Below are 23,614 nucleotides of genomic sequence, written 5' to 3' on the forward strand. Positions count from 1 at the left end.
AGCCCTCTCCCACAAGGGGAGAGGGGTGGAGCGAGCGGCACCGCTCAGGCTCCACCCGCGGACTGGGGAAGAGGAGCGCGCGATGACCCGCGAACGCCTTTATCTCTATGACACCACGCTCAGGGACGGTGCCCAGACCCATGGCGTCGACTTCTCGCTCGAGGACAAGGGGCTGATCGCCCAGCAACTCGACGTGCTCGGGATCGACTATATCGAGGCGGGATACCCCGGCGCCAATCCAACCGACACCAAACTCTTCGCCACCAAGCAGAAGCTCGGTCTCGCCAAGCTCACCGCCTTCGGCATGACCAAGCGCCCCGGCCGCTCGCTTGCCAACGATCCCGGCTTTCAGGCGGTGCTCGCGGCGAAGGCGCCGGCCATCTGCCTCGTTGCCAAGACCTGGGACTTCCACGTTGACGTGGCACTCGGCATCACGCCGGAGGAGAACCTGCAAGGCATCAAAGAGTCGGTCGCTGCGGTGGTGGCCTCTGGCCGCGAGGCGCTGCTCGACTGCGAGCATTTCTTCGACGGCTACAAGGCCAATCCCGATTACGCGCTTGCCTGCGCCAAGGCGGCCTACGAGGCCGGCGCGCGCTGGGTGGTGCTGTGCGACACCAATGGCGGCACGCTGCCTGAGGAGATCGAAACGATCGTGGCCGAGGTGGTGAAGCATATCCCCGGCGATCATATCGGCATCCACGTGCATAACGACACCGACAATGGCGTGGCGAATTCGCTTGCCGCGGTGCGCGCCGGCGCCCGCCAGATCCAGGGCACGCTCAACGGCCTCGGCGAGCGTTGCGGCAACGCCAACCTCACCTCGATCATCCCGACGCTGCTGCTGAAGGCCGACTACGCCGATCGCTTCGAGACCGGGGTGACGCCGGAGAAGCTCACCACGCTCACCCACGCCTCGCGCATCCTCGATGAACTGCTCAATCGCGCGCCGAACCGCCACGCGCCTTATGTCGGCGAGGCGGCCTTCGCCCATAAAGGCGGCATCCACGTCTCTGCCGTGCAGAAAGACCCGCGCACCTATGAGCACGTGCCGCCGGACGCCGTGGGCAACCGGCGCAAGCTGCTCGTGTCGGACCAGGCCGGCCGCTCCAACATCCTCGCCGAGCTCGATCGCATCGGCATCGCCATCCCCAAGGACGACCCGCGTGTGGCGAGGCTGCTCGACGAGGTGAAGGAGCGCGAGGCCAAGGGTTATGCCTATGAGGCGGCGGATGCCTCCTTCGAGCTGCTCGCCCGCCGCACGCTCGGCAATGTGCCGCAATTCTTCGAGGTCGACTCGTTCCGCGTCATGGTCGAGCGCCGACACAACGCCGTCGGCGACCTGGTCACCGTGTCGGAGGCGACGGTGAAGGTGCGCATCGACGGCGAGACCATGCTGTCGGTGGGCGAGGGCAACGGCCCGGTGAACGCGCTCGACACGGCGCTGCGCAAGGATCTCGGCCGCTATCAGAGCTACATCTCCGACCTCGAGCTCGTCGACTACAAGGTGCGTATCCTCACCGGCGGCACCGACGCCGTGACGCGGGTTTTGATCGAAAGCCGGGACGGGGAGGGGAACCGCTGGTTCACCGTCGGCGTGTCGCCGAACATCGTCGATGCCTCGTTCGAGGCGCTGCTCGACTCCATCAACTACAAGCTGATCCGCGACGGCGCCGCGTTGCCTGCTTGAGCCCTCATGGTTCGAGACGCGGACTTCGTCCGCTCCTCACCATGAGGAGACCTCATCCTGAGGAGCCGCGAAGCGGCGTCTCGAAGGATGAGATCAATGATCAGAACTTCGCGGTGACCTTGGCTTCGGCTTCGGCCTCTGCCGTTTCGTCGCGGGGAACGAGTGCGCGGGTGATGGCGGGAATGATGGCGTCAACCCGGTCCACCACTTCGAGATGAAGCTCGATCCCTGGCCGAATGAAGGCTTCCCTCTTCATGTCCTCGAACAGGGTTAGTAGCGGATCCCAGAAGCCGTCGATATTGGCGAGCGCGATCGGCTTCTGATGCTGCTCCAGCTGCGACCAGGTGAGCTGCTCGACGAACTCCTCCAGCGTGCCGAGACCGCCAGGCAGCGCGACGAAGGCATCGGACTTCATGAACATCAGGTGCTTCCGCTGATGCATGTTGTCGACCACAATCAATTCATGAGCTTCGAGCAGCATGTGCTCACGCACACTTAAGAACGCGGGGATGATGCCCGTGACTCTGCCGCCATGGCGGATCACCGACCGGGCCACCTCTCCCATCAGCCCGAGGCTGCCTCCGCCATAGACGAGGCCGATGTTCTCGGCGGCAAGGATGCGGCCAAAATCGCGCGCGGCCTCGGCGAAGGCTTTGTTCCGGCCGGGGCCTGACCCGCAATAGACGCAGATATTCCGAAGGTTAGCTGACTTTTGCATGGAACCCATGTGCCACTGGCCACTTTGAAACGTCAAGGAGGCCTACACCGTTCGTATTGGCAGCGGCTTGTCCGGGGATGTAGGTTGCGGCGATGAGCATGCGCGGAGGACTGGGCCCTTCGGTCCTGGCGGCTGGATAACACAACAAGAGGGGCGTTTGCCGGAGGATCGAGCGAAACATGGGCAGCAAGGGTGTGGCGTTGTTGGTGGCAGTGATCGGCGTGATCGCCCTCGCTGCGGCGGGACTTTATCTTTATCGCCATCATGGCGCACCGGGGAGCGAGCCCGAAGTGGCGACCGGTGAAAAGCCGGCTGCCGAGCAGCCAAAGCCGGAGTCGCAACCGGCCGAGACGGCGCCCTCTAAGCCAACTTCCGTGCCGAGCTTCGACGTCGTCCGCATCGAGCCGACCGGCGAAGGCGTCATTGCCGGCCGCGCCCAGCCAGGCTGGACGGTCACCTTGGAGAGCGGCGGAGACAATATCGCCGAGACCAAAGCCGATGAGGAGGGCGCCTGGAGCGTCGTGCTCGATAAGCCTCTGCCCGCCGGGGACCATTCGCTGACACTGCGCGCTACCTCGCCGGACGGGACTCAGGCCCTGACCGGGCAGCAGCCGGTACAGGTTGCCGTCGGCGAGCCGGAAGGCAAGGCGGTCGTGGCGCAGAAGGAGCCCGCGGCACAAGAGGAACCGGCCAAGGAAGCCGCTCCCGCCGCTCCTGAAGAGCAGAAGCCGGCGGAAGCCCCGGCGCCAGAGGCGGCCAAGCCCGAGCAGCAGGCGGAGGCGCCGCAAGCCGTCCCGGGCCAGCCCGAGCCGGTGGTTCCCGACGAGAATGCTCCGCCGCCCGTGCGGCCGACGCCTCCGGTCAAAATTGGCAAGCTCGACTATCAGGACACAGGCTCGGACAGCGGAAAGATTTCGATGGTGGGCGTCGGCGTGCCCAATGTGCATGTGTTCTTCTTCTATGACCAACAGCCGATTGGAGACTTGGTGATCGGCAGCGACGGCACCTGGACGTTTGAGGTCGAGAAGAAGCTCGGGGAAGGCGAGCACACCGTCCGCGCCGACACTTACGACGCGAAAACCGGTGTGGTGCAAGGGCGCGCCTCGCTCCGTCTCGGGCGCGAGCCGAAACCTGAAGGAGCCCAAACCGCCGCACAAGAACCTCCGCCTCAACCAGCATCGGCGCCCGCAGCTGAAGCGCCCCCCGCCGAACCCGCCATTGCTCAAGCGGGACAGCCCTCAGGCCAGCCTGAGCCGGTCTATCCGGACGGGCCGCCACAGGAGGCTGCTTCGCCTGAGCCGTCCACGTCCGTCGCCGCGGTGGAGCCGCAAGATCTGTCGTCGCAGCCTCAGCCGGTCTACCCGGAAGGAGAAGCGGCGTCAGAGGCTCCTTCGGCTGAGCCGTCCGCGCCGGTTGCCGCCGCGCAGCCGCAAGATCTGTCGTCACAGCCTCAGCCGACCGTTCCGGAGGAAGCGGGTCAGTCTGCGCCCGCGGCTCAGCCGGAGGCGACCCCGGCCGAGCCTACGCCCCCGGTCGTGGCCGAGCAGCCAAGCGAAACGAAATCGCCCGAGCCGGCAAAGGCACCTGTTGAATTCACAGCTGTCGGTTCGGAGTCCGGAAAGGTATCCCTGTCCGGAACCGGAGAGCCAGGCGCGCGCGTCTTCGTCTATCTCGATGATTCGGCGCTCGGCGAGGTGAGTGTCGGAAGCGACGGGAAGTGGGAGTTCGAGGCCGAGAGGAAGCTTCCCACCGGCGAGCATAAATTCCGTGCCGACACTGTCGAGGAGGGGACCGGCATCGTCATCAGCAGCCCCCCGATCAGCCTGACCATCATGGAGAAGCCGGCGGAAGCGCCGGAGCAGGAGCAAGCCGCTGCAGAACCCGCACCTGAGCCCGCGCCGGCGCCTGAGGCCGCGCCTGCGCAGGAAGCCCCGCCACCGGCGCAGCCTGAATCGAGTGTGGCGGCAGAGCCCGAGAAACCTGCCCAGCACAAGCCGCATCGTCCGAGGGTCTACACCGTGCGCCGGGGCGACACGCTGTGGGAGATCGCCGAAGCGTATTATGGCGGCGGCTGGCACTATCGCGCCATCCTGCGCGACAACCGCCGCAAGATCCGCAATCCGCATTGGATCTACCCAAGGCAGAAATTCCACATTCCTGCGGGCAGATGATCGCGCCGGGCCGGCCCTCGTTGCGGCGGCTGCTTGAGGCCGCCTGACCCCGGTACTATATGCTTGAGAGGCTCGGGGGTAGCGCTTGGACGCTACCCCTTTTTGCCGCCTGCGCACGCCAAGGGGTAAGACAAGTCTCGATGCAAGATCTGCCGCAAACGAGGAGCGACGCGCTGATGGCCGCGCGTACCGGACACCTCACGGTTTTGCGCGAGCTTGCCCCCTATATCTGGCCCGCCGGGCGTCCCGATCTCCGCAGGCGCGTGGTCATGGCCATGGTGGCGCTCATCATCGCCAAGGCCATCACGCTCGTGGTGCCCATTGCATACAAGTCGATCGTCGATCTTTTGACCGGCGAGGCAACCGGCAAGGAGATCACCGCAATCGGCCTTGCCGCCAGTCCCGTCTTCCTCATCGTCGCCTATGGCGTCGGCCGGGTGATGATGGTGCTGTTCGCCCAGTTCCGCGATGTGTGGTTCACCGTGGTCGCCCAGCACGCGGTGCGCGAACTGGCCAACCGCACCTTCAGGCATTTGCACGAGCTGTCTTTGCGCTTTCATCTTGAGCGCCGCACCGGCGGGTTGAACCGGGTCATCGAGCGCGGCGTCACCGGCGTCGATACCATCGTGCGCATGGCGGTGCTCAATTCCATTCCGACCGCGGTCGAGCTCGTCATGATCTCCGGCCTGGTCGCTTATTATTTCGGCTGGATCTATGTGCTGGTCGTGCTCCTGACGGTCGGCTTCTATGTCGCCTTCACCTTCTGGGCGAGCGAGCGGCGCATCGCCATCCGCCGCGACATGAACGACTCCGACACCGAGGCCCACGCCAAGGCGGTGGACAGCCTGCTCAACTACGAGACGGTGAAATATTTCGGCAACGAGGATCACGAGGCGCGCCGCTTCGATTCCTCCATGGCGCGCTACGAGAGGGCGGCGATCAGGACTTACACCTCGCTTGGCCTGCTCAATACCGGACAGGCGGTGATCTTCACTGTCGGCACTGTCGTCTGCATGCTGCTCGCGGCCCGCGACGTCGCTTCCGGCGCGCTCACCATCGGTGGCTTCGTGATGATCAACGCCATTCTCATGCAGCTTTATCTGCCGCTCAATTTCATGGGCATGGTGTATCGCGAGATCAAGCAGGGCCTCATCGACATCGAGACCATGTTCGCTCTGCTGCATGAGCCGCCAGAGATCGTCGATCGGCCGGGCGCCAAGCCGTTGCGGGTTACCAGGGGCGAGATCAAGTTCGAGAACGTATCCTTCGCCTACGATCCCGAGCGGCAGATCCTCAAAAATGTGAGCTTCGAGGTACCGGCGGGCAAGATGGTAGCCATCGTCGGTCCCTCGGGCGCCGGCAAATCGACCATCTCGCGCATCCTGTTCCGCTTCTATGAGCTCACCGGCGGCCGCGTCTCGATCGACGGGCAGAATATCAGCGACGTGACGCAAAGCTCGCTGCGCGCCGCCATCGGCATGGTGCCGCAGGACACGGTGCTGTTCAACGACACCATCCTCTACAACATCCGCTATGGCCGCCCCGAGGCGAGCGACGCTGAGCTGCGCGAGGCGGCGCGGCTTGCCCAGATCCACGACTTCATCATGACCCTGCCACAAGGCTACGATGCGCTGGTCGGCGAGCGGGGGCTGAAGCTTTCCGGGGGCGAGAAGCAGCGCGTGGCCATCGCCCGCACCATCCTCAAGGCTCCGCCGATCCTGATGCTGGACGAGGCGACCTCGGCGCTCGACAGCCACACCGAGAAGGAAATCCAGGATGCGCTCGAGCGGGTCGCGCGCGAGCGCACCTCGCTCGTCATCGCCCACCGGCTCTCAACCGTGGTGCATGCCGACAACATCATCGTGCTCGATCATGGCGAGATCGTAGAGCAGGGCACCCATCTCGAGCTGCTCGCCCACGGCGGCCTTTATGCCAGCCTATGGGCGCGCCAGCGCGAGGCAGACCAGGCCCGCGAGCGGCTGGCGCAGGTGCTCGAACACGAACCGGAGCTGGAGTCGAGAGCCGCCGAGCGCCTCGAGGACGAAGCCCTTGCCGGCAACTAGGACCGCGACCCGACCATGAGCGAACGCCGCACCATCCTCGACAGCGTCACGAGCGCCTTCGTGCCGGTTCACCCGGAGGGCCACAAGTTCATCGCCGGTTTCGCCGTCGCGGCGCTGATCCTGTTCCTGCTCGCGCCGCCGCTCGGCTGGCTCGGCGTGATCGCCACCATGCTGTGCGCCTATTTCTTTCGCGATCCGGAACGGGTGACGCCGGAGCGCCCCGGCCTCGTGGTGAGCGCTGCCGACGGCAAGATCGTCAACATCGGCACCGTCGTTCCGCCGAAGGAGCTTGCGCTTGGCGAGGCGCTGCTCACCCGCATCTCGGTGTTCCTCTCGGTGCTCGACGTGCATGTGGTGCGCGCGCCCGTGGCAGGACGCGTGGTGCACAGCGCCTACGTGCCGGGAAAGTTCCTCAATGCCGAGCTCGACAAGGCGAGCGAGGAGAATGAGCGCCGCGCGTTTGTCATCGAAGCTCCGTCGGGGGAGAAGATCGGCGTGGTGCTGATCGCAGGACTGATCGCGCGGCGGATCGTGACTTTTGTGGGCGAGGGGACTAGCGTAGCGGCAGGCGAGCGCATTGGCCTGATCCGTTTCGGCAGCCGCGTCGATGTTTATCTGCCGGCCGGCGGCGAGGTTCTGGTCGCGGCGGGTCAGACGGCGATCGGCGGCGAGACGGCTTTGACCGAGCTGCCAGGTGCTCGCGCCAGCGGGCCATAGGATGGCGGAGAGGGTCTCGTCCCATGTTTCCTCCCTTCGATCCTGAAAAAGACGACCGCAAGCCGCGGGCGCGGGTGTTCGCGCGCGGCCAGGTGCCGACGCGGGTGCTGATCCCCAACATCTTCACTTTGCTAGGGCTATGCGCAGGCTTGACTGCGATCCGCATGGCGATCGAGCACCGCTGGGACTTGGCCGTCGCCGCCCTGGTTTTCGCGGCATTTCTCGACGGCATCGACGGTCGTGTCGCCCGGCTGCTCAAGGCCCAGTCACGCTTCGGCGCCGAGCTCGATTCGCTTGCCGATTTCGTCAATTTCGGCGTGGCGCCGGCCATTATCATGTTCAACTGGGCGCTCGACGATCTGAAGAGCATGGGCTGGATCGCCGTGCTGATCTACGCGGTGTGTGCCGCGCTCAGGCTTGCGCGCTTCAATGTGGCGCTCGACCGGACAGATCTACCGGCCTGGAAAAGCAGCTATTTCGTCGGCGTGCCGGCGCCGGCCGGCGCCATCATTCTGCTCTTGCCGATCTACGCGCAGGATCTCGGCCTGCATTTACCGACCCTGACGCCGCTTGTGCTGGTCTATACGCTCGCCGTCGCGCTTCTGATGGTGAGCCGCGTGCCGACCTTCTCGGGCAAGCTGATCGGCCAGAAGATCGCACGCGAGCACGTGCTGCCGGTGTTCGTGCTCGTCGCGCTATTCATCGCCTGCCTTCTGACCTATCCGTCTCTGACGCTCGCCGTGGGCTCGGTCATCTATCTCGCGTTTATCCCGGTCAGCGCCTATCGCTATTTCCAGGTCGAGCGGAAGATGGAGCTGATTGCCAAGGGGCAAAACGGCAAGGCGGCTTCGGAAACGGCCGCCATCGAGCCGCCGTCCTTCCCCCGCTAGATGTGCGCGTCGCTCTCGCCAGGCGCCAGCACGCCGGTGATGTCGTAGATCAACCCGCCGGGAGCGAGCAAGCCGCCTAGTCGATCGCGCCCGAGCGCCACGATCTCGCGATGCTTCACCGCGAGCACCACTGCCTGGAAGCGATCGCCGGGCAGTTTGTCGACGATGCCGATGCCATACTCATGCAGCGCGTCGTCACGGTCGGCGACCGGATCGTAAACCACGACATCGAGGAAGCCGCCGAGCTCGCGCACGAGGTCCACGACCTTGGTGTTGCGCGTATCGGGCACGTTCTCCTTGAAGGTGAAGCCCATGACCAGCACCTTGGCGTCGTCCATCTTCAGCTTGCGGTGAAGCATGGCCTTGATGATGTCGCGGGCGACGAAGCCGGCCATGCCGTCATTGATGCGGCGCCCGGCCAGGATCATCTCCGGGTGGAAGCCGATCGACTGGGCCTTGTGAGTCAAATAATAGGGGTCGACGCCGATGCAGTGGCCGCCAACGAGGCCCGGTCGGTAGGCGTGAAAATTCCATTTGGTGCCGGCGGCGGCGAGCACCTCGCTTGTGTCGAGGCCAAGATCCTTGAACAGCATGGCGAGCTCGTTGATCAGCGCGATGTTCACATCGCGCTGAATGTTCTCGATGACCTTGGCGGCTTCCGCCACCCTGACCGAGCTCACTTTGTGAGTGCCGGCGGTCACCACGCTGCCATAGACTTTGTCGACGAGGTCGGCTGCTTCCGGCGTGGAGCCAGACGTGACCTTGACGATGCTCGGAAGCCGATGCTGCAAATCGCCTGGGTTGATGCGCTCAGGTGAATAGCCGACGAAGAAGTCGCCGTTGAAGGTGAGCCCCGACGCCTTGGCCAGGATCGGCACGCAGACTTCTTCCGTGGCGCCCGGATAGACCGTCGATTCATAGACCACCACGTTGCCGGCCGAGAGCACGCGGCCGACCGTCTCGCTCGCCTGCATCAGCGCCGTGAGGTCGGGACGCTTGGCCTCGTCGATGGGCGTCGGCACCGTGACGACGTAGAAATTGCAGTCGCGCAGAGCCTCGATGTCGTCGGTGAAGGAGATGGCGCGGGCGGCTGCGAATTCCTCGTCCGTGACCTCGCCGGTGCGGTCGAGGCCGCCGGCCAGCTCGGCGACGCGGGCCTTTTTGACGTCGAACCCCACCACAGGAAAGTGCTGCGCCATATAAACGGCAAGCGGCAGCCCCACATAGCCAAGCCCGATGATCCCGACCCGAACGCCCTCAAGCGCGGGCGGGCTCGCTTGCCCCGATGCCTCACGCGTAGCCGCCTTAATTTGGTCATTCATGGGCAGGTTCTATCGTCCCTCGATATCGGGGCGTGGCTTAGCATTTCGCGGATGTTTGCGCAAAGATCGGGGAAGGGCCGGACGGTCGTCGGAATTTGTCCTCCGCCCCCTAAGATGCTAAGGCCAAAGCCGCAAAATGGCAGGGGCGCCGTTCGCATGAAGCATAGACTTTCAACCTATTTGCGCCAGCTCGAGGCGGAGAGCATCCAAATCATGCGCGAGGTGGCGGCGGAGTTCCACCACCCCGTCATGCTCTATTCGATCGGCAAGGACTCCTCCGTCATGGTGCATCTCGCCATGAAGGCGTTCTATCCGGCGAAGCCGCCATTTCCGCTGCTGCACGTCGATACCACCTGGAAGTTCCGCGAGATGATCGCCTTCCGCGACCGCGAGGCGAAGCGGCTCGGGGTCGATCTGATGGTGCATGTCAATGAGCAGGGCGTGCGCGACGGCATCTCGCCCATTACCCACGGCAGTGCCCTCTACACCGACATCATGAAGACGCAGAGTCTCAAGCAGGCGCTGGAGCGCCATCATTTCGATGCCGCCTTCGGCGGGGCGCGGCGCGATGAGGAAAAGTCGCGCGCCAAGGAGCGGGTGTTCTCCTTCCGCAATGCCGCGCATAATTGGGACCCGAAGCGGCAGCGTCCCGAGCTCTGGCACCTCGCCAACACGCAAGTGAAGCCCGGGGAGAGCATGCGCGTGTTTCCGCTGTCGAACTGGACCGAGCTCGACGTATGGACATACATCTATCTCGAAGATATTCCGGTGGTTCCGCTCTATTTCGCCGCCGAGCGCCCGGTCGTCGAGCGTGGCGGCATGCTGATCATGGTCGACGACGATCGCCTGCCCATGGATGAAGGCGAAAAGCCCACGATGCGGCGCGTGCGCTTCCGCACGCTCGGCTGCTATCCCCTGTCAGGCGCCATCGAATCGAATGCGACGAGGGTGCCCGAGATCATCGAGGAGCTGGTCGCGGCGCGCTCGTCGGAGCGCCAGGGCCGGGTCATCGACCACGATCAGACCGGGTCGATGGAGAAGAAGAAGCAGGAAGGGTATTTCTGATGGCACGGTTGAGTGTTGTCGACACTAAGCGTGACACCGCCGAGGAGCGGCTGAAGGAGCGCCTCGCCGCCGAAGAAAACCGGAGCCTGTTGCGCTTTCTCACCTGCGGCAGCGTAGATGACGGCAAGAGCACGCTGATCGGGCGGCTGCTCTACGACTCGGCGCAGATCTACGAGGACCAGCTGAAAAGCGCCGAGCGCGATTCCAAGCGGGCCGGCGGCGACGGCGCGCTCGACCTTGCGCTCCTGGTCGATGGGCTACAGGCCGAGCGCGAGCAGAAGATCACCATCGACGTGGCCTATCGCTATTTCTCGACGCCGCGCCGCAAATTCATCGTCGCCGATACGCCTGGGCATGTGCAGTACACGCGTAACATGGCGACCGGCGCTTCAAACTGCGACTTCGCGGTGCTCTTGGTCGATGCGCGAAGCGGTGTGCTCACCCAGACGCGGCGGCACGCCTGCATCGTCTCGCTGCTCGGTATCCGCAAGCTCGCGCTTGCCGTGAACAAGATGGATCTGGTCGATTTCAGCCAGGCGCGCTTCGACGCCGTTGCCGAGAATTTCAAGAGCTTCGCCGAGCCGCTCGGCTTCGAGGCCGTCACCTGCATCCCGGTATCGGCGCTCAAGGGCGACAACGTGATCGTCCCCAGCCCGCATATGCATTGGTATCGCGGCCCCACACTGCTGGGGCATCTCGAGACGGTGGATGTGTCACGGGAGGAGAGGGAGGAGCCGTTCCGCTTCCCCGTGCAGTGGGTGAACCGGCCGCATCTCGACTTCCGCGGATACGCCGGCACGATAGCGAGCGGCAAGGTAAGGCCGGGCGATGAGGTGATGATCCAGCCTTCGGGCAAGCGCGTGCATGTGGCGCGCATTGTCACCGCCGAAGGCGACCTTGAGGTTGCCCGCCGCGGCGATGCCATCACCCTCACCTTTGCCGAAGAAGTCGACGCCAGCCGCGGCGACGTCGTCTGCGGGATCGAGGAGGCGCCGGCGATCGCCGATCAGATCGCGGCGCGCATCGTCTGGTTCGATGAGGAGCCGATGCTGCCTGGCCGCAGCTACGCCATCAAATGCGGCTGTCAGACCACGACCGCCACCATCTCGAGCCTGAAATACAAGCTCAATGTCGACAATCTGGAGCATGTGGCAGGCAAGACCCTCGAACTCAACGAGGTCGGGTCGTGCAATCTGAGCACCGGCAAGGCGCTCGTATTCGATCCTTACGCGGAGAATTCCGAGACCGGAAGCTTCATCCTGATCGACCGCTTTACCCACGGCACGGTCGCCGCCGGCATGATCGAGTTCGGCTTAAGGCGTGCGACCAACATCCAGTGGCAGACGCTCTCCATCGACAAGCAGGCGCGGTCGCGGCTGAAGGACCAGCAGCCTTGCGTGCTCTGGTTCACCGGACTGTCAGGCTCGGGCAAGTCGACCATCGCCAATATGCTGGAAAAGCGGCTGCACGCGCTCGGCCGGCACACTTATGTGCTCGACGGCGACAATATCCGCCACGGGCTCAACAAGGACTTGGGCTTTACCGACGTGGACCGGGTGGAGAACATCCGCCGCGTGGCGGAGACGGCGAAGCTATTCGTGGAGGCCGGTCTGATCGTCATGGTGTCGTTCATCTCGCCCTTCCGCTCGGAACGGCGGATGGCGCGCGAGCTGTTCCAGGAGGGCGAGTTCGTCGAGGTCTATGTCGATACGCCGCTTGAGGTCTGCGAGGCGCGCGATCCCAAAGGGCTCTACCGCAAGGCGCGGGCAGGGCTAATCAGCCACTTCACCGGCATCGATTCGGACTACGAGGTGCCGGAGGCCGCGGAGCTGACCCTCGATACGAAGAAGACGACGGCAGACGCGCTCGCCGAGAGCTTGCTTGCCGAGCTCAGGCGCCGCCACGTCATCTAAAAAGTTGGGCCGCAACCGCCGATCCCCCCGATTTGGTCCCTCGGTTAGCGGCTGCGGCCCACCTCAAGCTAGTCCGAGAGACTAGCGAGGATCTTCAAGCGCTCGGCGGCTTTCGCACTGCCCGTCTCCGAGGCCCATTCGTACCAACCCACGGCGCGCGTGCGGTCCGGACCGACGCCGCGCGCGCCAAGCTCCGTCAACGCTTCCGCATCGAAGGTGCGTGCGAGCTCATAGGCCGCTTCGCTCTCGCCCTGCTCGGCAAGATGCATCAACAGCAGCCTCGCCCCGGCGATGTCGCCTTCACCGAGCAGTCGCATCGCGCGCGCCATGAGCGGAGATGCCTCGGCCGCGGCGCCTGGCTCGGCCGGTGCAGCAGTGCCGAGCGCCATGTTGAACAGCGCGCCCGAAGCGCCGCTAGCCGACGCCAAGGTAGGCCCGGCAGCGACGCGGAACACTAAACGCTGCCGGGCCTGGGGGGCGCTACTGGCGCCTAAGGCGTAAACTTCCACGGGATAGTCGCCGCTCGCGGCGCCACCGATCGACAAGGTCAAGAGGACAGCCTCCCTGTCCTTCACCAGCCAAGCACCGCTCGGGTTGCGCTGGCCGGCGGAGAGCTTGGCTTCACTTGGGAGGCCGCGGATGAGGATGTAGCGCGCCTGCCGCTGGGTGAGCAGCGGAGCAAGCTCGAGCGTTCTGCCGGCTTGCACCATGATCAGCTGCGGCGCCGCATTGACCGCCGGTGGCGAGCCTGTCACGGGCTCGGGCGAAGGGCTCGGAGCCTCCTCCTCGACGGGGGCCGGCTCGGTGAAGGGCGCCGCCTTGGCGAGGATGAGCTTTGGCAGCGCAGCGTCTTGCGACCCGCGCCAAATCACGGAACTCGAATTCTTGACCAGGGGGTCGGCGTCGGCAGGGGAGGGTTTGGCAAAACTTGCAAGTGCTGCAATGCCGACCATGGTCAGCACGATCGATGTGGCAACGCACCCGGCGACGAGCATGCTCGCTTGGCGTTGACGGCGGCGGAAGTCGTGAACGAGCGCTTGCATATGCGCTTGCGGAGCAGGCCTCGGCTCGAGCGGTAAGCCCGCCTCGAAGGCCTCAGAGTCGCTGAGATCGTAGCCGCTGCCGGTCTCGGCGCGTACCGCGAGCGCCAGGTCCTCAAGAAAGTTGCCGAGCTCCTCGTCGTCCGGCGCCAAGGTCCGCAGTCGAGCCGCCAGCGAGCGGGGCAACGCCATCCCGCGGGCTATGCGCCTCGTGAATTGCGGCGTCTCGATATACGGAAAGGTGCTGCGATGGATTGCGTCCCAACGCACCCCGGGAATTGCCGCCGGACGATCCGCTTCGAGGTAATCGCGGGTAACCGGTTGAGGCAACGGTTGCAAACCAGGCTCTGCGGGGCAGGGCGCGGTGGAACCGGTCATAGTTGTACTCCATGGTTACTCCGCCGAGCGGTCTGGCCCGCCCGGCGTTACGCGCCCCGTCGTCCCCCTCCCACAAAAAAAGCGTGCTAGTGCCCTTTAGCGCGCTGCCACTCGATATACTGCTTGAACAATACGTCCCTCTGATTTTGGCCCACGGGCAAATTTGACTGAGCTGCGCCAGCTTCGATCTTTGCCTGTACGCCTTTTCGCGCGTCTTCGTTCGGATGCTGTGCCAACCATGCTTCAGCCGCCGGCGTCCGGGTCCAGCCCGGAAGGCTCGCGGCGAGATTGATCTCGCGCCATTTCGGATGCCGGCCGTCTTTCTTGAGCTCACCGAAGCGCGAGAAGAGCGTGTCGACCAATTGTGCCACGCGGTCGGCGTGGCCTGGATCGTCCTTGGAGGCCGCCGCGAGCAGCACCAAGCCGGTCGCGACCGACGGAATCTCGGTCTCCATCTCGATCAGGTTTGGATAATCGTCGTGGTCGAAGCCCGTCGGCAGATAAATGGCGTCGAGGCCCCCGCCGAACGCGATGGGCAGAAGATGCAGTCCTTGATTTGCCGGGATCCCTGCCACCATGGGCATCGGCTTGGCGCCGACCACCACGCTCGCGGCGATCGCGCCTTGCGTCAGTTGCTCGATCGCGGCGCGGCCGTCGAGAGCAACCGGCTCGACCTCGATATTCAGAGCCCGGAATAGAATTGTTGCAGTGACCGCCGAGCTTCCGCCGGCAGGGCCGAAATTCACTTCCTTGCCGGCGAGATCGGCGAGGCTGTTGATGTCGGCTCGCGCCAGGACATGCACCTCTTGCGGACAGAGCCGCGCGACCACCTGAAGCTTGTCGGAGAGATTGGCGAACGAGCTTTGCGTCTTGGCATCGGTGAGCACGTCGGTCGAAACAAAACCCGCATCGATGTGCGGGTCGTTCAACAATCGTGAAATGTTTTTGAGGCCGCTGTCGCCTGGAACCGGGACGACGCGGAAGGGGGGGTGAGAGGCGAAGAGCTCAGCCATCTCGGCAGCAAGCTCGGTTTCCGATCCGGCATCGTCGCCCGCGATCACACCGAGCCAGTCTGCGTCTGAGTTGGGATCCAGATCCTTGCCGGTGCCCAAGGTCGCGCCGCCCGAGGCGACCATGCCGATAATGGCGGCAAGAACCAATGGCAGTCGGATACGCGAAATGCCCGCCGCCATGACATCCGTCCCTCTTCGCGGCAGGAGCCGGAGCTATTTGTGCGCCGGGCGCCTCAACCGTCGAGCATGTGGACGGGCAACGCATGAAATCGACACCCCCCCTGTATCTCGAAGGCCGCCAGCCAAAACTCCTGTCGGCATTCTTCCCGTGTCTCAAACCCCGTTCGGGGCAAAACGTTCACTTTTTGTTAAACATGACCGTAACCCGCGACTGGGGCGCCACTTCGTCCTGAATGCGGCGAAGCCGAGGCTTGGTGCTTGACATGTGTCGGCGAGGTCACAGGACGCGTGGAGGGTTATCCGCCGGCTGGTCAAGCTTGCCTGCGCTCGCGTGGCGTGTAAGGGCGAGAAAGCTCTTCCATCATGCGCGCGTAAAGAGAATAGGCGAGACGGTTGAAGCCAAGCCATGCGGCCACGGCGCTCGGCAGGATGAAACGCATATAGACCGACAACAGTCGGGCCACGCGCTCCTCTCGCGGAAGCCGCTCCACGATCGAAGGTGCCACAAGATAATAAGCGGAGAGGGCGGCACGACCGGCGGGCATGGCAATGAGCACGCAGTCGCGATAGCGGCGAAGCGTGCGGAGCTCGAAGCAATCGTCGCTCAAGCCCAGCACCTCGCAACAGGCGGTGGTGAGGAAGCAGCCTTTGGCCGGCGGCGTGCAGGTCTTTTCGTCGAAGGATTTCGCCAGCTCGCCCTTGCGTTGCACCGCCCAGTCGAGCGCCTTGCGCAAATCTTCGCAGTTGAGCGTGAAGCGGCATTCCTCGGCGTCGCCGAGCTTCACCGCCATCGCAACTGACTTGGCCGAGCGGAACAGCGCTCCGGTCGAAAGCGGCAGGACGATGCTCACCTTGTCGTCGCGGATGTCGGTGCACACTCCGCAGAGCGGCTCGTCGACGGCGGTGGAGCCGTCCTCGTTCTTGGCGATGATGCGATTGTCGGGCTTGATGAGGAAGTCTTTCGGCAGCGGCGTGCCGTCCGGATCGCCAAAGACCACGAGCTTGGCATCGTAGCTCGCCGCCACCTGAATCTCGGCGCGGAGATCGCAAGCGTCGGGATCGGAAAAGGTCAACTGGCCGATGCGGGCACCGGCTTGCGTGTTGGTTGCCGTCCCCTTCCAGTCGCCGAAGGCCTGCAGCGCGAAGCACTCTGGCTTCTTGGGCGCCGGCTGCGTCTCGGTCTCGGCCGCGAAGGTTGGCGGGCTGAGCTGAACAAGACGTGGCGCGCCGATCGCGGCGGCGAGCAGCCCGAGCATCCTGCGGCGCGTATTCAAGAGCATATGCCGATCCCGAGAAATAGCCTCGCGAGGCGCAACCCCCGCGGAAACGGTCAATGCCTGTTTCATGAGAACGGCGGCTTGTCAAACCGGCCGTCTGGCGAGGGAGAATAGACAAGAAGAAGCCCCGGGAAGAGGCATCACGGGGCTTCGAAACATTGGAGTTGCGGCCATAACCGATCGTTGCCGCAAATTCCGCTACGAGCGCGGCTCAGACGGAGTCACCCTGAGGCAACCTCACAGACACCAAACGCGTCAGGCTGCGGCGTTCCTCAATCGAGGCCGCGCGTCATCTGCGACTTGATCGGTTCGGCGGCGTCTGCGGTCACCTTGGTCGACAGCGTGCGCATCTCTTCGGCTTGCGATTGCAAAGCACCGATCTGGTTGCGCCAGTAGGAAGCCTGCAGTTCCATGGCTTCGGCAAGGTTCTTTGCCGCGGCCAATCTCTTCGCGAGGTCGAAGCCGGAATTGATGTTGCGCTGAGCAATGTCGATGACCTTGCGGTTGAGCGCGACGGCGCCCTGGCCGACCGCGTCGAACGATCTCTCCCAGCTCTCGAGCACCGTGTCGAGCGCGTCCTTGGAGCGCTCATAGATCTCTCGCGTTTGAGCGATGTTCTTCTCGGCCAAAGCGCGCATTGCCTCCGGCACTTGAGCGTCGCCGGCTAAGTCCTCGAATTGAGCAGCGGCCTTGCGATACGTGTCGCGCGCTTTCTCGGCTGCAGCTTTTGAACTTTCGGTCATGGTACTGGCCTCTTGGGGTTACGCAGAAGGTTAGCAGGGGTTGGACGACCCGAGCCGGCACGCTTCCATGCGCTCAGGCCGGGCTGCCAATTGTGAAGGGTAAGACCTTGGCGAGACACTTTGCAAGCGCGGCGCGCAATAACGTCCTGCGTCTCGCAAACCGAGTTCTCAGCTCTATTGGTTAAGCACCTAGAAATCGGTGTTTCTTACCCGTGACCGCCCGCGGCATGCGAGGCGAACATCGTAACGCCTTCCCGGGCGCACATTTTACGCCGCGCGTGCAATCTTGGATGTGAGCTGCTTGCGGCGACTGGCGAAGACTGGGATCGGCGGTGGCTGGGGGACTTGGATTCGAACCAAGACTGGCGGAGTCAGAGTCCGCTGTCCTACCGTTAGACGATCCCCCAACACTTCCTTGTATCACGGCGGGTAGCTTCGCGGCGATAGCCGATCCGCTTGTGTGAGACGCAGCGTGCCATAGATGTCCGCTCACGCGGAGAGACCGGACCTGTGCGAGGAGGTTTGGCTCTTCTCCGGGTGCCCCTTTGCCGATATTGTCTGCGCCGGATTGAGCGCCCTACCAAGGTTAGCCTGCTCGGTACGTCGGCAGGGCGGTCCGCGCAGCACATAGGGCCTATCGCCCCCTTGCCGGAGCGGAGGCAGGCTGTCGTGCCGGAGCAAGAGGCTTGAAAGGGAGGTAAAGACCATGCGGTATCGAGGTTGGGTGCTTGGTACATTGTTGGCGGTGGCGGCAACCGCAAGCGCGCTCGCAGCAGATATGACGCCGCGCCAGGTGGCGGATGCTTATGTGGCGGCTTGGAATGCCCACGATGCCGATGCCGCGGCTGCATTCATGGCCGATGATGTCACCTATCTCGACGCAACCGTCGGCGAGCCGCAGAAAGGTCGTGATGCAGCGCGTGACAAGGTCATCAAGCTGTTCGTGACGGCGGCGCCTGATCTGACTTGGAAGATGAGGGGCGAGCCGATCGAAAGCGCGGATGGCATCGCGTTTGAATGGACGTTTGGCGGCACCAATACGGGCGCATGGGGGCCTGACACGCCGGCGACCGGCAAGCCGTTCAGCTTCGACGGAGTGACCTTCATGCGGGTCAAGAACGGCAAGATCGTCGCTCAGAGCGACTACTATGACGGGCTCGGCTTCCAGAAACAGCTGGGTTGGATTCAGTAGCCGTCCCGACGATTTTGTTCCGACGAAAGTAGGGCTTGAGCCCGGGCTCTGCCTCGGGCTAGGCTTATTACCATGGGGATGGGGGTCCTCGACCGATACCGCCGCATTGCCGGGGCGTTCGCGCTCGTCGGCACGATGTTTTATGCGGCCCTCATCCCCCTGCATGTGGTTTCGCAGGCGACCGCGACGCTTCTCGGCGAAACGATTGTCGGTGCTCGCGCCGCACCCTGTCATGAGGCGTCGGGAACCACCGATCGAGCCACCAACGATCCGGCACGCAAGGCGCCGGTCACACCGCAAAAGCATTGCCCGTTCTGCCAGGGCTTCGCCGCTTTCCAATTTGCCATCGCACCGGCCCATACGATCGGCATCGTCAGGGTCGCGATCCGGGCTCCGGCTCCGCACCTGACCAGCGAGGGCCTTGCAGGCGTGAGCTTGCGCGCGCCCCAGAGCCGCGGTCCTCCCGCCATCCAAGCCTAGTTTCGACTGTTCGAAGCGCGCCGCGCCGCCACCCCGTCTTATTGGGGGGGCGTGTGGTGCATCGGCTGACGATCATCGCGGGTGTTTACCGCCCCGCCGATCGGCAGCATCGCAGACGGATCAGAGAGCGTGGGGGGAACCATGCAGCGACAACGCATAATCATGGGAATATTCATTGGTCGCGCCAGAACGCGATCCCATAACGGTATCGCAAGTCGAGCGGCGCTCGCGCTGCTGTTCGGCCTCGGATGCCATACGCCGGCGGGCGCCCATTGCATCGTGGGCAATCGCTTCTTTCCGGCGACGCTCAATGTCGACGATCCATGCGTCGCCGACGAATTGTCGATGCCGACGATCGCCGGATTCAAGAACGGCGACGATCCTTCCGCGCGAGAGCTCGACATTTCCGGCGAGTATTCCAAGACGATCACCGAGAATTTCGGCGTGTCCTTCGAAGAGGCATGGATCCATCTCGACATTCCTCATGAAGGCAGCGCCCAGGGCTTCGACAATCTTGGGACGAGCTTCAAATATCAGCGACGGAACGCGCCATGTCGATATCGCTCGATGTCGATTGGGGAGGAACCGGCAGCAAGGCCGTGGACGCCGAACCGTTCACCACGCTGGTGCCGACCTTCTTCGTCGGCCAGGGCTTCGGCTTCATGCCGGAGTCGATGAGGCTGCTCAAACCGTTCGCGGTCACGGCGCAGCTCGGCTACGCGATTCCGACGAAGTCATCGGTGAACCAAGCCGATGAAGAGACCGGGTTGGTGTTCGCCGCGCCCGTGCCGCGGGCCTTCAATTGGGGCGGCACGCTCCAGTACAGCATGCCCTATCTGAAATCGAGCGTGCAGGATTTGGGTCTGCCTGAGTTCATCAACCGCCTCATCCCCATCGTCGAATGGAATCTATCGACCGAGACCTCCAATTTTAGCGGCGAGGAACGGACGACTGGCACCATCAATCCAGGTGCGATCTACGTCGCCGACAAGTTCCAGTTGGCGGTCGAAGCGATCATTCCGGTCAACCGGGCCAGCGGCGACAATGTTGGCGTCATGGGTCAATTGCACCTCTATCTCGATGACATCTTTCCTCATTCAATCGGCAAGCCGCTGTTCGGGCAGACCTCGGCAGCGGAAGGAGCAGGGTACTGACATGCGCAACCTCAAACTCGCACTGATTTTGCTGACCATGCTCGGCTGTTCGACGGTAGCCGAGGCCCACGCCCGTCTTGACCACGCAAGCCCGGCGGTTGGCAGCACCGTTGCCGGTTCGCCTGGGGCAGTCACACTCACTTTCACCGAGAGGCTCGAGCCCAAATTCAGCGGCGGGGAGGTGCGTGGCCCCGGCGGGGCGCGCGTCGACCACGGATCCAGCGTGAGCGGCAACGTGATGCGGCTCAGCGTCGGCGGCCTGAGTCCGGGGCGGTATAGCGTAACCTGGCACGCGCTCTCGGTCGACACGCACAAGACCCAAGGAAGCTTCAGCTTCCAGGTCGGGAAGTGATGCAACCCGGCACGCGGGGTCACGTCAGGTTCCGATCGTGAGCGAGGTGCAAGGAGAAAGAATCATGGTCCGGCTCACAGCCTGTGTCGTCGCGATTGCGGCGGTCGTTTCCATCGGCCCCGGTTTTGCGCATGAGTTCAGCAAAGGCTCGATCACGGTCGAGCATCCGTGGTCGCGGGCGACGCCCGGCGGAGCGCAAGTCGCTACCGGCTATCTCACCATCGAGAACGACGGCACCGAGCCCGACCGGCTCGTCTCGGCGACGGCCGAGATTGCCGGTCACACCGGCATCCATCAAATGAGCATGGTGGATGGCGTGATGAAGATGCGCGAGCTGACCGATGGTTTGCCCGTGCCGGCGGACGGCTCGGTCGCGCTCGAGCCCAACTCCTACCACCTCATGTTCACCGACCTCAAAGAGCCATTGAAAGAGGGCGACGAGTTCGAAGGCACTCTCACCTTCGACAAGGCCGGCACAATCGATGTGACCTTCGAGGTCGAAGGGATTGGGGCCGGTAGCCCGACGCCTGACGAGCACGACCATCATTGACGCTCCGTCGTCGCGGGCACGGCGCGGCCATGTTTGATCTCGGGGTCACAAACCTGCTGCTGCCATTGGTACGCGGGGCGTTCGTTGCCGCGCTTTTTTCCGCATTCGGCGCGTTGGTGTTCATCCGGCTCGTCGCCCCGCAGGGACTGAAGCTCATGGGCGCCCGCGAGGCTGACGCGATCGAGGGACGATGCTTGCGCCTCGCCCGGGTGAGCCTCGCTGCGGCACTTTTCGGCCTGCTCGGGTGGCTCGCGCTCGAAGCGTCCGACATGTCCGACGCGGCAAATGCGACCGACATCCTCGCGGCGATCCCAACGGTGTTGCTCGGCACGAGCTTCGGCCACGATGTCTTCGCCCAGGCGCTCTCGGTGCTTGCGGCGCTCCTGCTCCTGACGGCGTGGCCGCAGCGATGGCGCTTTGCCGCGGTGGGGCTCGTGGGGCTCGCCCTTGCGCTGCAGACCGCACACAGCCACGCCTTCGCCATGGAGCATGGCCCAAGCCTGCTGCTCTATGCCGAAGGACTGCACCTCGTTGCGGGCGGTGCCTGGCTCGGCGGTTTGCTGCCGCTGCTTGTCCTGGTACGCGACGCCCCGCCCGAGCCCGCAGCCGAGACGCTGGGGCGCTTCTCAGGGCTCGCCACGTTCTGCGTCGCGGCAATCGCGGGAACCGCCTGTTTCCAGGGCTGGGTTCTCGGCGGAGGCGTGGCTGGGCTGATCGGCACCGCCTATGGCTGGGTGCTTCTCCTCAAGGCGGCACTCTTTGCCGTGCTGCTTGGGCTTGCCGCCATCAACCGCTTTCGCCTTACCCCGGCGCTGGAACGCCGAGACGCAGAGCCCGCAAGATGGGCGCTGATGCGCACCATCGCGGGGGAGACCGTGATTGGGCTCATGGTTGTGCTTGCCGCGGGCGCACTGAGCGGCCTTGAGCCTGGCATGCATGCGAGACCGGCTGCCACCATCGCTGGCGCTCTGTTAACCATGCCTTAACCTAGTTGCACCGTCTCGCCAGGTTTATGGTAAATTGCTTCTTACTGATGGTGAGTGCGCTGCGAGGAGTGCCCCCCCGTTTCCTTGCAGCCCGGCGAGCAGCTATGCCGGCACTCATCAGCAGCTGATGGCGGCCTATCCCTCGGCCCCCCAAGCCGCAAGCCGCTAAAGCTTGGGCCGGAGCTAACCCTCCGGCCCCCTCTTTTTTTGGGGCATCCGCCCGGCAATCGCGACATCGGGAAGCACCTGCCGATCAAAGGCGGCGCAAGATCGTTGATCCGTCCTGGAGTAGCTAACAGGAGGAAAACACGATGAAGACTCTCGTATCCATGCTCGCCTTGGCCTTCGTGATGGCCTTCAGCGCGCCGGCGTTCGCCGCGCCAAAAACCCAGGCCGCCTGCGAAAAGGCCGGCATGCATTGGGATCAAACCACCAAGACGTGCTCGAAGGGAATGTAGTCTCTTCCAGAACGACAGAGGGCGGCGGGTTTCCACTCGCCGCCCTTTGCAAATGCAAGGCGCCGCTCCGCCCGCGCAAAGAACGTTGCGCGGATCAGTCTAATGCGAGGTGGCGCGCCCGGCAGGGCTCAATAAAAAGAATCCCAAAAAGGTAGCGGTGACACTAGCTAGTGCCCGCCGTGCTAATTTGGCCGACGCAGTGCGGGGTCGCCCGCCGCGAGGCAACGAAATGTCACATCTATGATGTCGCTTTGAATATCGTTGGTCTCAGTAACTTTGTTCTCATTGAGTTCGATATTGTTGCTGCTCTTCAAAACCAGCAGCTGCTTAGAAAGACGCGCGCATTGTTGGTTCGCTGCGGAGAGGGCAGCGTCTCTTGCGGATGCGGTGCCGCCGTGCGCCGTGCGGGCCGATACCGTGAAGGTGTCGGGACCAATCTGCGTGACCCGCGCAGGAGTGCTGCAGCCCGCCCCAAAGGCAGCGATGCTAACTGCCAATGCGAGGGCGAACACTGTTCTCATGGGTGCGATCACCCCCCTTGCAGGCCCATGCTACCCGATTTTGAACCTGCAAAAGCGGTTAACCTTCTCGCCCTGCGCATCAGTCAGTGTCGGCTGGCTTACTATAATATCATTCAGTTTGCTGGCGAGGCACGCGGATGCTGCCTGTTCAATGCCGAATGGCACGGGCCGCGCTTGGCCTGAGCGTCAAGAAGTTAGCGGTTGCCGCGAGGGTTGCTCCCCAAACAATCGTTCGCTTCGAGCGAGGCGAAAAAATACGTCCCAGCACCGTCACCAGTCTTCGTCAAGTTCTCGAAGCCGCTGGCGTGGAGTTCACCAACGGGCGGAAGCCGGGGGTTCGATTGAGCATAAGGTAAAGCGGCGGGCGCATGAAAAACGCCAAGCTCAAAGAGGTCATCGAGCATCATCTCCGCTACGAGATCGGGATGTTGTTCGAGACGTATCGTCTTATCGCCGCCGAGCCATTCGGTCCAACCCGCACTGCCTTCGTGGAGGCGTTCTGTATTCATGCGCGGGTCCTGCACTACTGACCGAACTTTCGCGCCCGATAAACAGCCGCGCTCGCCCTCGGGCCGCCCTGCAAGAGGCCGCGCCTTGCTGACTTGATGCTGACTTAAAAAAAAATGGCTTAGCGCGAGTTACGCTAAGCCATGCGTTGGCGCGCCCGGCAGGGCTCGAACCTGCAACCCCCAGATTCGAAGTCTGGTGCTCTATCCGTTGAGCTACAGGCGCTGCGGCGCCAAC

24 protein-coding genes and 2 tRNA genes are annotated in these 23,614 nt (G+C 63.8%); 16 read left to right on the forward strand and 10 right to left on the reverse strand.

Features of this window, described 5'->3' with window-relative positions; translation table 11 throughout:
• The first annotated feature begins 82 nt into the window (after positions 1-82).
• The gene (cimA, locus tag ACREC7_RS08920; RefSeq protein WP_431555331.1) at positions 83-1,687 is read left to right on the forward strand and encodes a citramalate synthase; all 1,605 of its coding nucleotides are present in this window, start codon (positions 83-85) and stop codon (positions 1,685-1,687) included.
• A gap of 100 nt (positions 1,688-1,787) precedes the next feature.
• On the opposite strand, the gene ACREC7_RS08925 is transcribed toward cimA, so the two are convergent.
• Positions 1,788-2,405, reverse strand: a complete 618-nt coding sequence (locus ACREC7_RS08925; protein ID WP_431555332.1) for a TIGR00730 family Rossman fold protein — start codon at positions 2,403-2,405, stop codon at positions 1,788-1,790.
• Positions 2,406-2,584: 179 nt separating this feature from the next.
• Between ACREC7_RS08925 and ACREC7_RS08930 the strand changes: the two genes are divergently transcribed.
• From ACREC7_RS08930 to pssA, 4 genes are all read left to right on the forward strand, one after another.
• Positions 2,585-4,576 carry a LysM peptidoglycan-binding domain-containing protein gene (locus ACREC7_RS08930; RefSeq protein ID WP_431555333.1) on the forward strand — a complete coding sequence of 664 codons (1,992 nt, stop codon included), beginning with the start codon at positions 2,585-2,587 and terminating at the stop codon, positions 4,574-4,576.
• A gap of 176 nt (positions 4,577-4,752) precedes the next feature.
• Positions 4,753-6,639: an ABCB family ABC transporter ATP-binding protein/permease gene (locus ACREC7_RS08935; protein ID WP_431555334.1), complete on the forward strand. Its 1,887-nt coding sequence runs from the start codon at positions 4,753-4,755 to the stop codon at positions 6,637-6,639.
• 15 nt (positions 6,640-6,654) lie between these two features.
• Positions 6,655-7,356 (forward strand): phosphatidylserine decarboxylase, encoded by a 702-nt coding sequence (locus ACREC7_RS08940; RefSeq protein ID WP_431555335.1) that lies wholly within the window; start codon positions 6,655-6,657, stop codon positions 7,354-7,356.
• A gap of 23 nt (positions 7,357-7,379) precedes the next feature.
• Positions 7,380-8,246 carry a CDP-diacylglycerol--serine O-phosphatidyltransferase gene (pssA, locus tag ACREC7_RS08945; RefSeq protein WP_431555336.1) on the forward strand — a complete coding sequence of 289 codons (867 nt, stop codon included), beginning with the start codon at positions 7,380-7,382 and terminating at the stop codon, positions 8,244-8,246.
• On the opposite strand, the gene ACREC7_RS08950 is transcribed toward pssA, so the two are convergent.
• The gene (locus ACREC7_RS08950) at positions 8,243-9,568 is read right to left on the reverse strand and encodes a nucleotide sugar dehydrogenase (RefSeq protein ID WP_431555337.1); all 1,326 of its coding nucleotides are present in this window, start codon (positions 9,566-9,568) and stop codon (positions 8,243-8,245) included. The genes pssA and ACREC7_RS08950 overlap by 4 nt on opposite strands.
• A gap of 114 nt (positions 9,569-9,682) precedes the next feature.
• Here ACREC7_RS08950 and cysD point away from each other — a divergent pair, with 114 nt between their 5' ends.
• Both cysD and cysN read left to right on the forward strand, forming a co-directional pair.
• Positions 9,683-10,633: a sulfate adenylyltransferase subunit CysD gene (gene cysD, locus ACREC7_RS08955; RefSeq protein WP_431555338.1), complete on the forward strand. Its 951-nt coding sequence runs from the start codon at positions 9,683-9,685 to the stop codon at positions 10,631-10,633.
• On the forward strand, positions 10,633-12,546 hold the full coding sequence (gene cysN, locus ACREC7_RS08960; RefSeq protein WP_431555339.1) for a sulfate adenylyltransferase subunit CysN: 1,914 nt from the start codon (positions 10,633-10,635) through the stop codon (positions 12,544-12,546). The genes cysD and cysN overlap by 1 nt, the downstream gene beginning before the upstream one ends.
• Positions 12,547-12,614: 68 nt before the next feature.
• On the opposite strand, the gene ACREC7_RS08965 is transcribed toward cysN, so the two are convergent.
• The 5 genes from ACREC7_RS08965 to ACREC7_RS08985 all read right to left on the reverse strand — a co-directional run bounded on the left by ACREC7_RS08965 (position 12,615) and on the right by ACREC7_RS08985 (position 17,584).
• Positions 12,615-13,964 (reverse strand): hypothetical protein, encoded by a 1,350-nt coding sequence (locus ACREC7_RS08965; RefSeq protein ID WP_431555340.1) that lies wholly within the window; start codon positions 13,962-13,964, stop codon positions 12,615-12,617.
• 86 nt (positions 13,965-14,050) lie between these two features.
• Positions 14,051-15,157 (reverse strand): TAXI family TRAP transporter solute-binding subunit, encoded by a 1,107-nt coding sequence (locus tag ACREC7_RS08970; RefSeq protein WP_431555341.1) that lies wholly within the window; start codon positions 15,155-15,157, stop codon positions 14,051-14,053.
• A gap of 311 nt (positions 15,158-15,468) precedes the next feature.
• Entirely contained in the window at positions 15,469-16,437 is a 969-nt protein-coding gene (locus ACREC7_RS08975) for a CFI-box-CTERM domain-containing protein (protein ID WP_431555342.1), read from the reverse strand.
• Between the two features lie 269 nt (positions 16,438-16,706).
• On the reverse strand, positions 16,707-17,177 hold the full coding sequence (locus ACREC7_RS08980) for a phasin family protein (RefSeq protein ID WP_431555343.1): 471 nt from the start codon (positions 17,175-17,177) through the stop codon (positions 16,707-16,709).
• Positions 17,178-17,510: 333 nt separating this feature from the next.
• Positions 17,511-17,584 (reverse strand) — tRNA-Gln (locus tag ACREC7_RS08985).
• 338 nt (positions 17,585-17,922) lie between these two features.
• Between ACREC7_RS08985 and ACREC7_RS08990 the strand changes: the two genes are divergently transcribed.
• Positions 17,923-18,369 (forward strand): ester cyclase, encoded by a 447-nt coding sequence (locus ACREC7_RS08990; protein ID WP_431555360.1) that lies wholly within the window; start codon positions 17,923-17,925, stop codon positions 18,367-18,369.
• A gap of 72 nt (positions 18,370-18,441) precedes the next feature.
• Positions 18,442-18,849 carry a hypothetical protein gene (locus tag ACREC7_RS08995; RefSeq protein WP_431555344.1) on the forward strand — a complete coding sequence of 136 codons (408 nt, stop codon included), beginning with the start codon at positions 18,442-18,444 and terminating at the stop codon, positions 18,847-18,849.
• 120 nt (positions 18,850-18,969) lie between these two features.
• Here the strand turns inward: ACREC7_RS08995 and ACREC7_RS09000 are convergent, their stop codons facing one another.
• Positions 18,970-19,335, reverse strand: coding sequence for a hypothetical protein (locus ACREC7_RS09000; protein ID WP_431555345.1), 366 nt, complete (start codon positions 19,333-19,335; stop codon positions 18,970-18,972).
• 65 nt (positions 19,336-19,400) lie between these two features.
• Here ACREC7_RS09000 and ACREC7_RS09005 point away from each other — a divergent pair, with 65 nt between their 5' ends.
• The 5 genes from ACREC7_RS09005 to ACREC7_RS09025 all read left to right on the forward strand — a co-directional run bounded on the left by ACREC7_RS09005 (position 19,401) and on the right by ACREC7_RS09025 (position 22,349).
• Positions 19,401-20,003 carry a hypothetical protein gene (locus ACREC7_RS09005; protein ID WP_431555346.1) on the forward strand — a complete coding sequence of 201 codons (603 nt, stop codon included), beginning with the start codon at positions 19,401-19,403 and terminating at the stop codon, positions 20,001-20,003.
• 1 nt (position 20,004) lies between these two features.
• Entirely contained in the window at positions 20,005-20,355 is a 351-nt protein-coding gene (locus tag ACREC7_RS09010; protein WP_431555347.1) for a copper resistance CopC family protein, read from the forward strand.
• A gap of 64 nt (positions 20,356-20,419) precedes the next feature.
• Entirely contained in the window at positions 20,420-20,905 is a 486-nt protein-coding gene (locus ACREC7_RS09015; protein WP_431555348.1) for a copper chaperone PCu(A)C, read from the forward strand.
• Between the two features lie 29 nt (positions 20,906-20,934).
• On the forward strand, positions 20,935-21,891 hold the full coding sequence (locus tag ACREC7_RS09020; RefSeq protein WP_431555349.1) for a CopD family protein: 957 nt from the start codon (positions 20,935-20,937) through the stop codon (positions 21,889-21,891).
• A gap of 311 nt (positions 21,892-22,202) precedes the next feature.
• The gene (locus tag ACREC7_RS09025; RefSeq protein WP_431555350.1) at positions 22,203-22,349 is read left to right on the forward strand and encodes a hypothetical protein; all 147 of its coding nucleotides are present in this window, start codon (positions 22,203-22,205) and stop codon (positions 22,347-22,349) included.
• A 182-nt stretch (positions 22,350-22,531) separates the two neighbouring features.
• On the opposite strand, the gene ACREC7_RS09030 is transcribed toward ACREC7_RS09025, so the two are convergent.
• Positions 22,532-22,870, reverse strand: coding sequence for a hypothetical protein (locus ACREC7_RS09030; protein ID WP_431555351.1), 339 nt, complete (start codon positions 22,868-22,870; stop codon positions 22,532-22,534).
• Positions 22,871-23,028: 158 nt separating this feature from the next.
• Between ACREC7_RS09030 and ACREC7_RS09035 the strand changes: the two genes are divergently transcribed.
• Positions 23,029-23,226: a helix-turn-helix domain-containing protein gene (locus ACREC7_RS09035; RefSeq protein ID WP_431555361.1), complete on the forward strand. Its 198-nt coding sequence runs from the start codon at positions 23,029-23,031 to the stop codon at positions 23,224-23,226.
• 12 nt (positions 23,227-23,238) lie between these two features.
• The gene (locus ACREC7_RS09040; protein ID WP_431555352.1) at positions 23,239-23,400 is read left to right on the forward strand and encodes a hypothetical protein; all 162 of its coding nucleotides are present in this window, start codon (positions 23,239-23,241) and stop codon (positions 23,398-23,400) included.
• A 126-nt stretch (positions 23,401-23,526) separates the two neighbouring features.
• Here ACREC7_RS09040 and ACREC7_RS09045 read toward each other — a convergent pair.
• A tRNA-Arg gene (locus tag ACREC7_RS09045) sits at positions 23,527-23,602 on the reverse strand.
• Positions 23,603-23,614 lie beyond the last annotated feature (12 nt).

The organism is Methyloceanibacter sp. (assembly GCF_050728395.1).
Lineage (GTDB): Bacteria > Pseudomonadota > Alphaproteobacteria > Rhizobiales > Methyloligellaceae > Methyloceanibacter.

Excerpts from the sequence above, each read along its gene's own strand:
- ACREC7_RS09035 (WP_431555361.1), top strand. The coding sequence starts at position 23,029 with ATGGCACGGGCCGCGCTTGGCCTGAGCGTCAAGAAGTTAGCGGTTGCC.
- ACREC7_RS08995 (WP_431555344.1), top strand. The coding sequence starts at position 18,442 with ATGGGGATGGGGGTCCTCGACCGATACCGCCGCATTGCCGGGGCGTTC.
- ACREC7_RS08930 (WP_431555333.1), top strand. The coding sequence starts at position 2,585 with ATGGGCAGCAAGGGTGTGGCGTTGTTGGTGGCAGTGATCGGCGTGATC.
- ACREC7_RS09010 (WP_431555347.1), top strand. The coding sequence starts at position 20,005 with ATGCGCAACCTCAAACTCGCACTGATTTTGCTGACCATGCTCGGCTGT.
- ACREC7_RS09005 (WP_431555346.1), top strand. The coding sequence starts at position 19,401 with ATGTCGATATCGCTCGATGTCGATTGGGGAGGAACCGGCAGCAAGGCC.
- cimA (WP_431555331.1), top strand. The coding sequence starts at position 83 with ATGACCCGCGAACGCCTTTATCTCTATGACACCACGCTCAGGGACGGT.
- ACREC7_RS08965 (WP_431555340.1), bottom strand. The coding sequence starts at position 13,964 with ATGACCGGTTCCACCGCGCCCTGCCCCGCAGAGCCTGGTTTGCAACCG.
- ACREC7_RS08970 (WP_431555341.1), bottom strand. The coding sequence starts at position 15,157 with ATGGCGGCGGGCATTTCGCGTATCCGACTGCCATTGGTTCTTGCCGCC.
- ACREC7_RS08925 (WP_431555332.1), bottom strand. The coding sequence starts at position 2,405 with ATGCAAAAGTCAGCTAACCTTCGGAATATCTGCGTCTATTGCGGGTCA.
- ACREC7_RS09000 (WP_431555345.1), bottom strand. The coding sequence starts at position 19,335 with ATGAGGAATGTCGAGATGGATCCATGCCTCTTCGAAGGACACGCCGAA.
- ACREC7_RS09040 (WP_431555352.1), top strand. The coding sequence starts at position 23,239 with ATGAAAAACGCCAAGCTCAAAGAGGTCATCGAGCATCATCTCCGCTAC.
- ACREC7_RS08980 (WP_431555343.1), bottom strand. The coding sequence starts at position 17,177 with ATGACCGAAAGTTCAAAAGCTGCAGCCGAGAAAGCGCGCGACACGTAT.
- ACREC7_RS08950 (WP_431555337.1), bottom strand. The coding sequence starts at position 9,568 with ATGAATGACCAAATTAAGGCGGCTACGCGTGAGGCATCGGGGCAAGCG.
- ACREC7_RS09015 (WP_431555348.1), top strand. The coding sequence starts at position 20,420 with ATGGTCCGGCTCACAGCCTGTGTCGTCGCGATTGCGGCGGTCGTTTCC.
- ACREC7_RS09030 (WP_431555351.1), bottom strand. The coding sequence starts at position 22,870 with ATGAGAACAGTGTTCGCCCTCGCATTGGCAGTTAGCATCGCTGCCTTT.
- cysN (WP_431555339.1), top strand. The coding sequence starts at position 10,633 with ATGGCACGGTTGAGTGTTGTCGACACTAAGCGTGACACCGCCGAGGAG.
- ACREC7_RS08975 (WP_431555342.1), bottom strand. The coding sequence starts at position 16,437 with ATGCTCTTGAATACGCGCCGCAGGATGCTCGGGCTGCTCGCCGCCGCG.
- ACREC7_RS09025 (WP_431555350.1), top strand. The coding sequence starts at position 22,203 with ATGAAGACTCTCGTATCCATGCTCGCCTTGGCCTTCGTGATGGCCTTC.
- pssA (WP_431555336.1), top strand. The coding sequence starts at position 7,380 with ATGTTTCCTCCCTTCGATCCTGAAAAAGACGACCGCAAGCCGCGGGCG.
- cysD (WP_431555338.1), top strand. The coding sequence starts at position 9,683 with ATGCTAAGGCCAAAGCCGCAAAATGGCAGGGGCGCCGTTCGCATGAAG.
- ACREC7_RS08935 (WP_431555334.1), top strand. The coding sequence starts at position 4,753 with ATGGCCGCGCGTACCGGACACCTCACGGTTTTGCGCGAGCTTGCCCCC.
- ACREC7_RS09020 (WP_431555349.1), top strand. The coding sequence starts at position 20,935 with ATGTTTGATCTCGGGGTCACAAACCTGCTGCTGCCATTGGTACGCGGG.
- ACREC7_RS08940 (WP_431555335.1), top strand. The coding sequence starts at position 6,655 with ATGAGCGAACGCCGCACCATCCTCGACAGCGTCACGAGCGCCTTCGTG.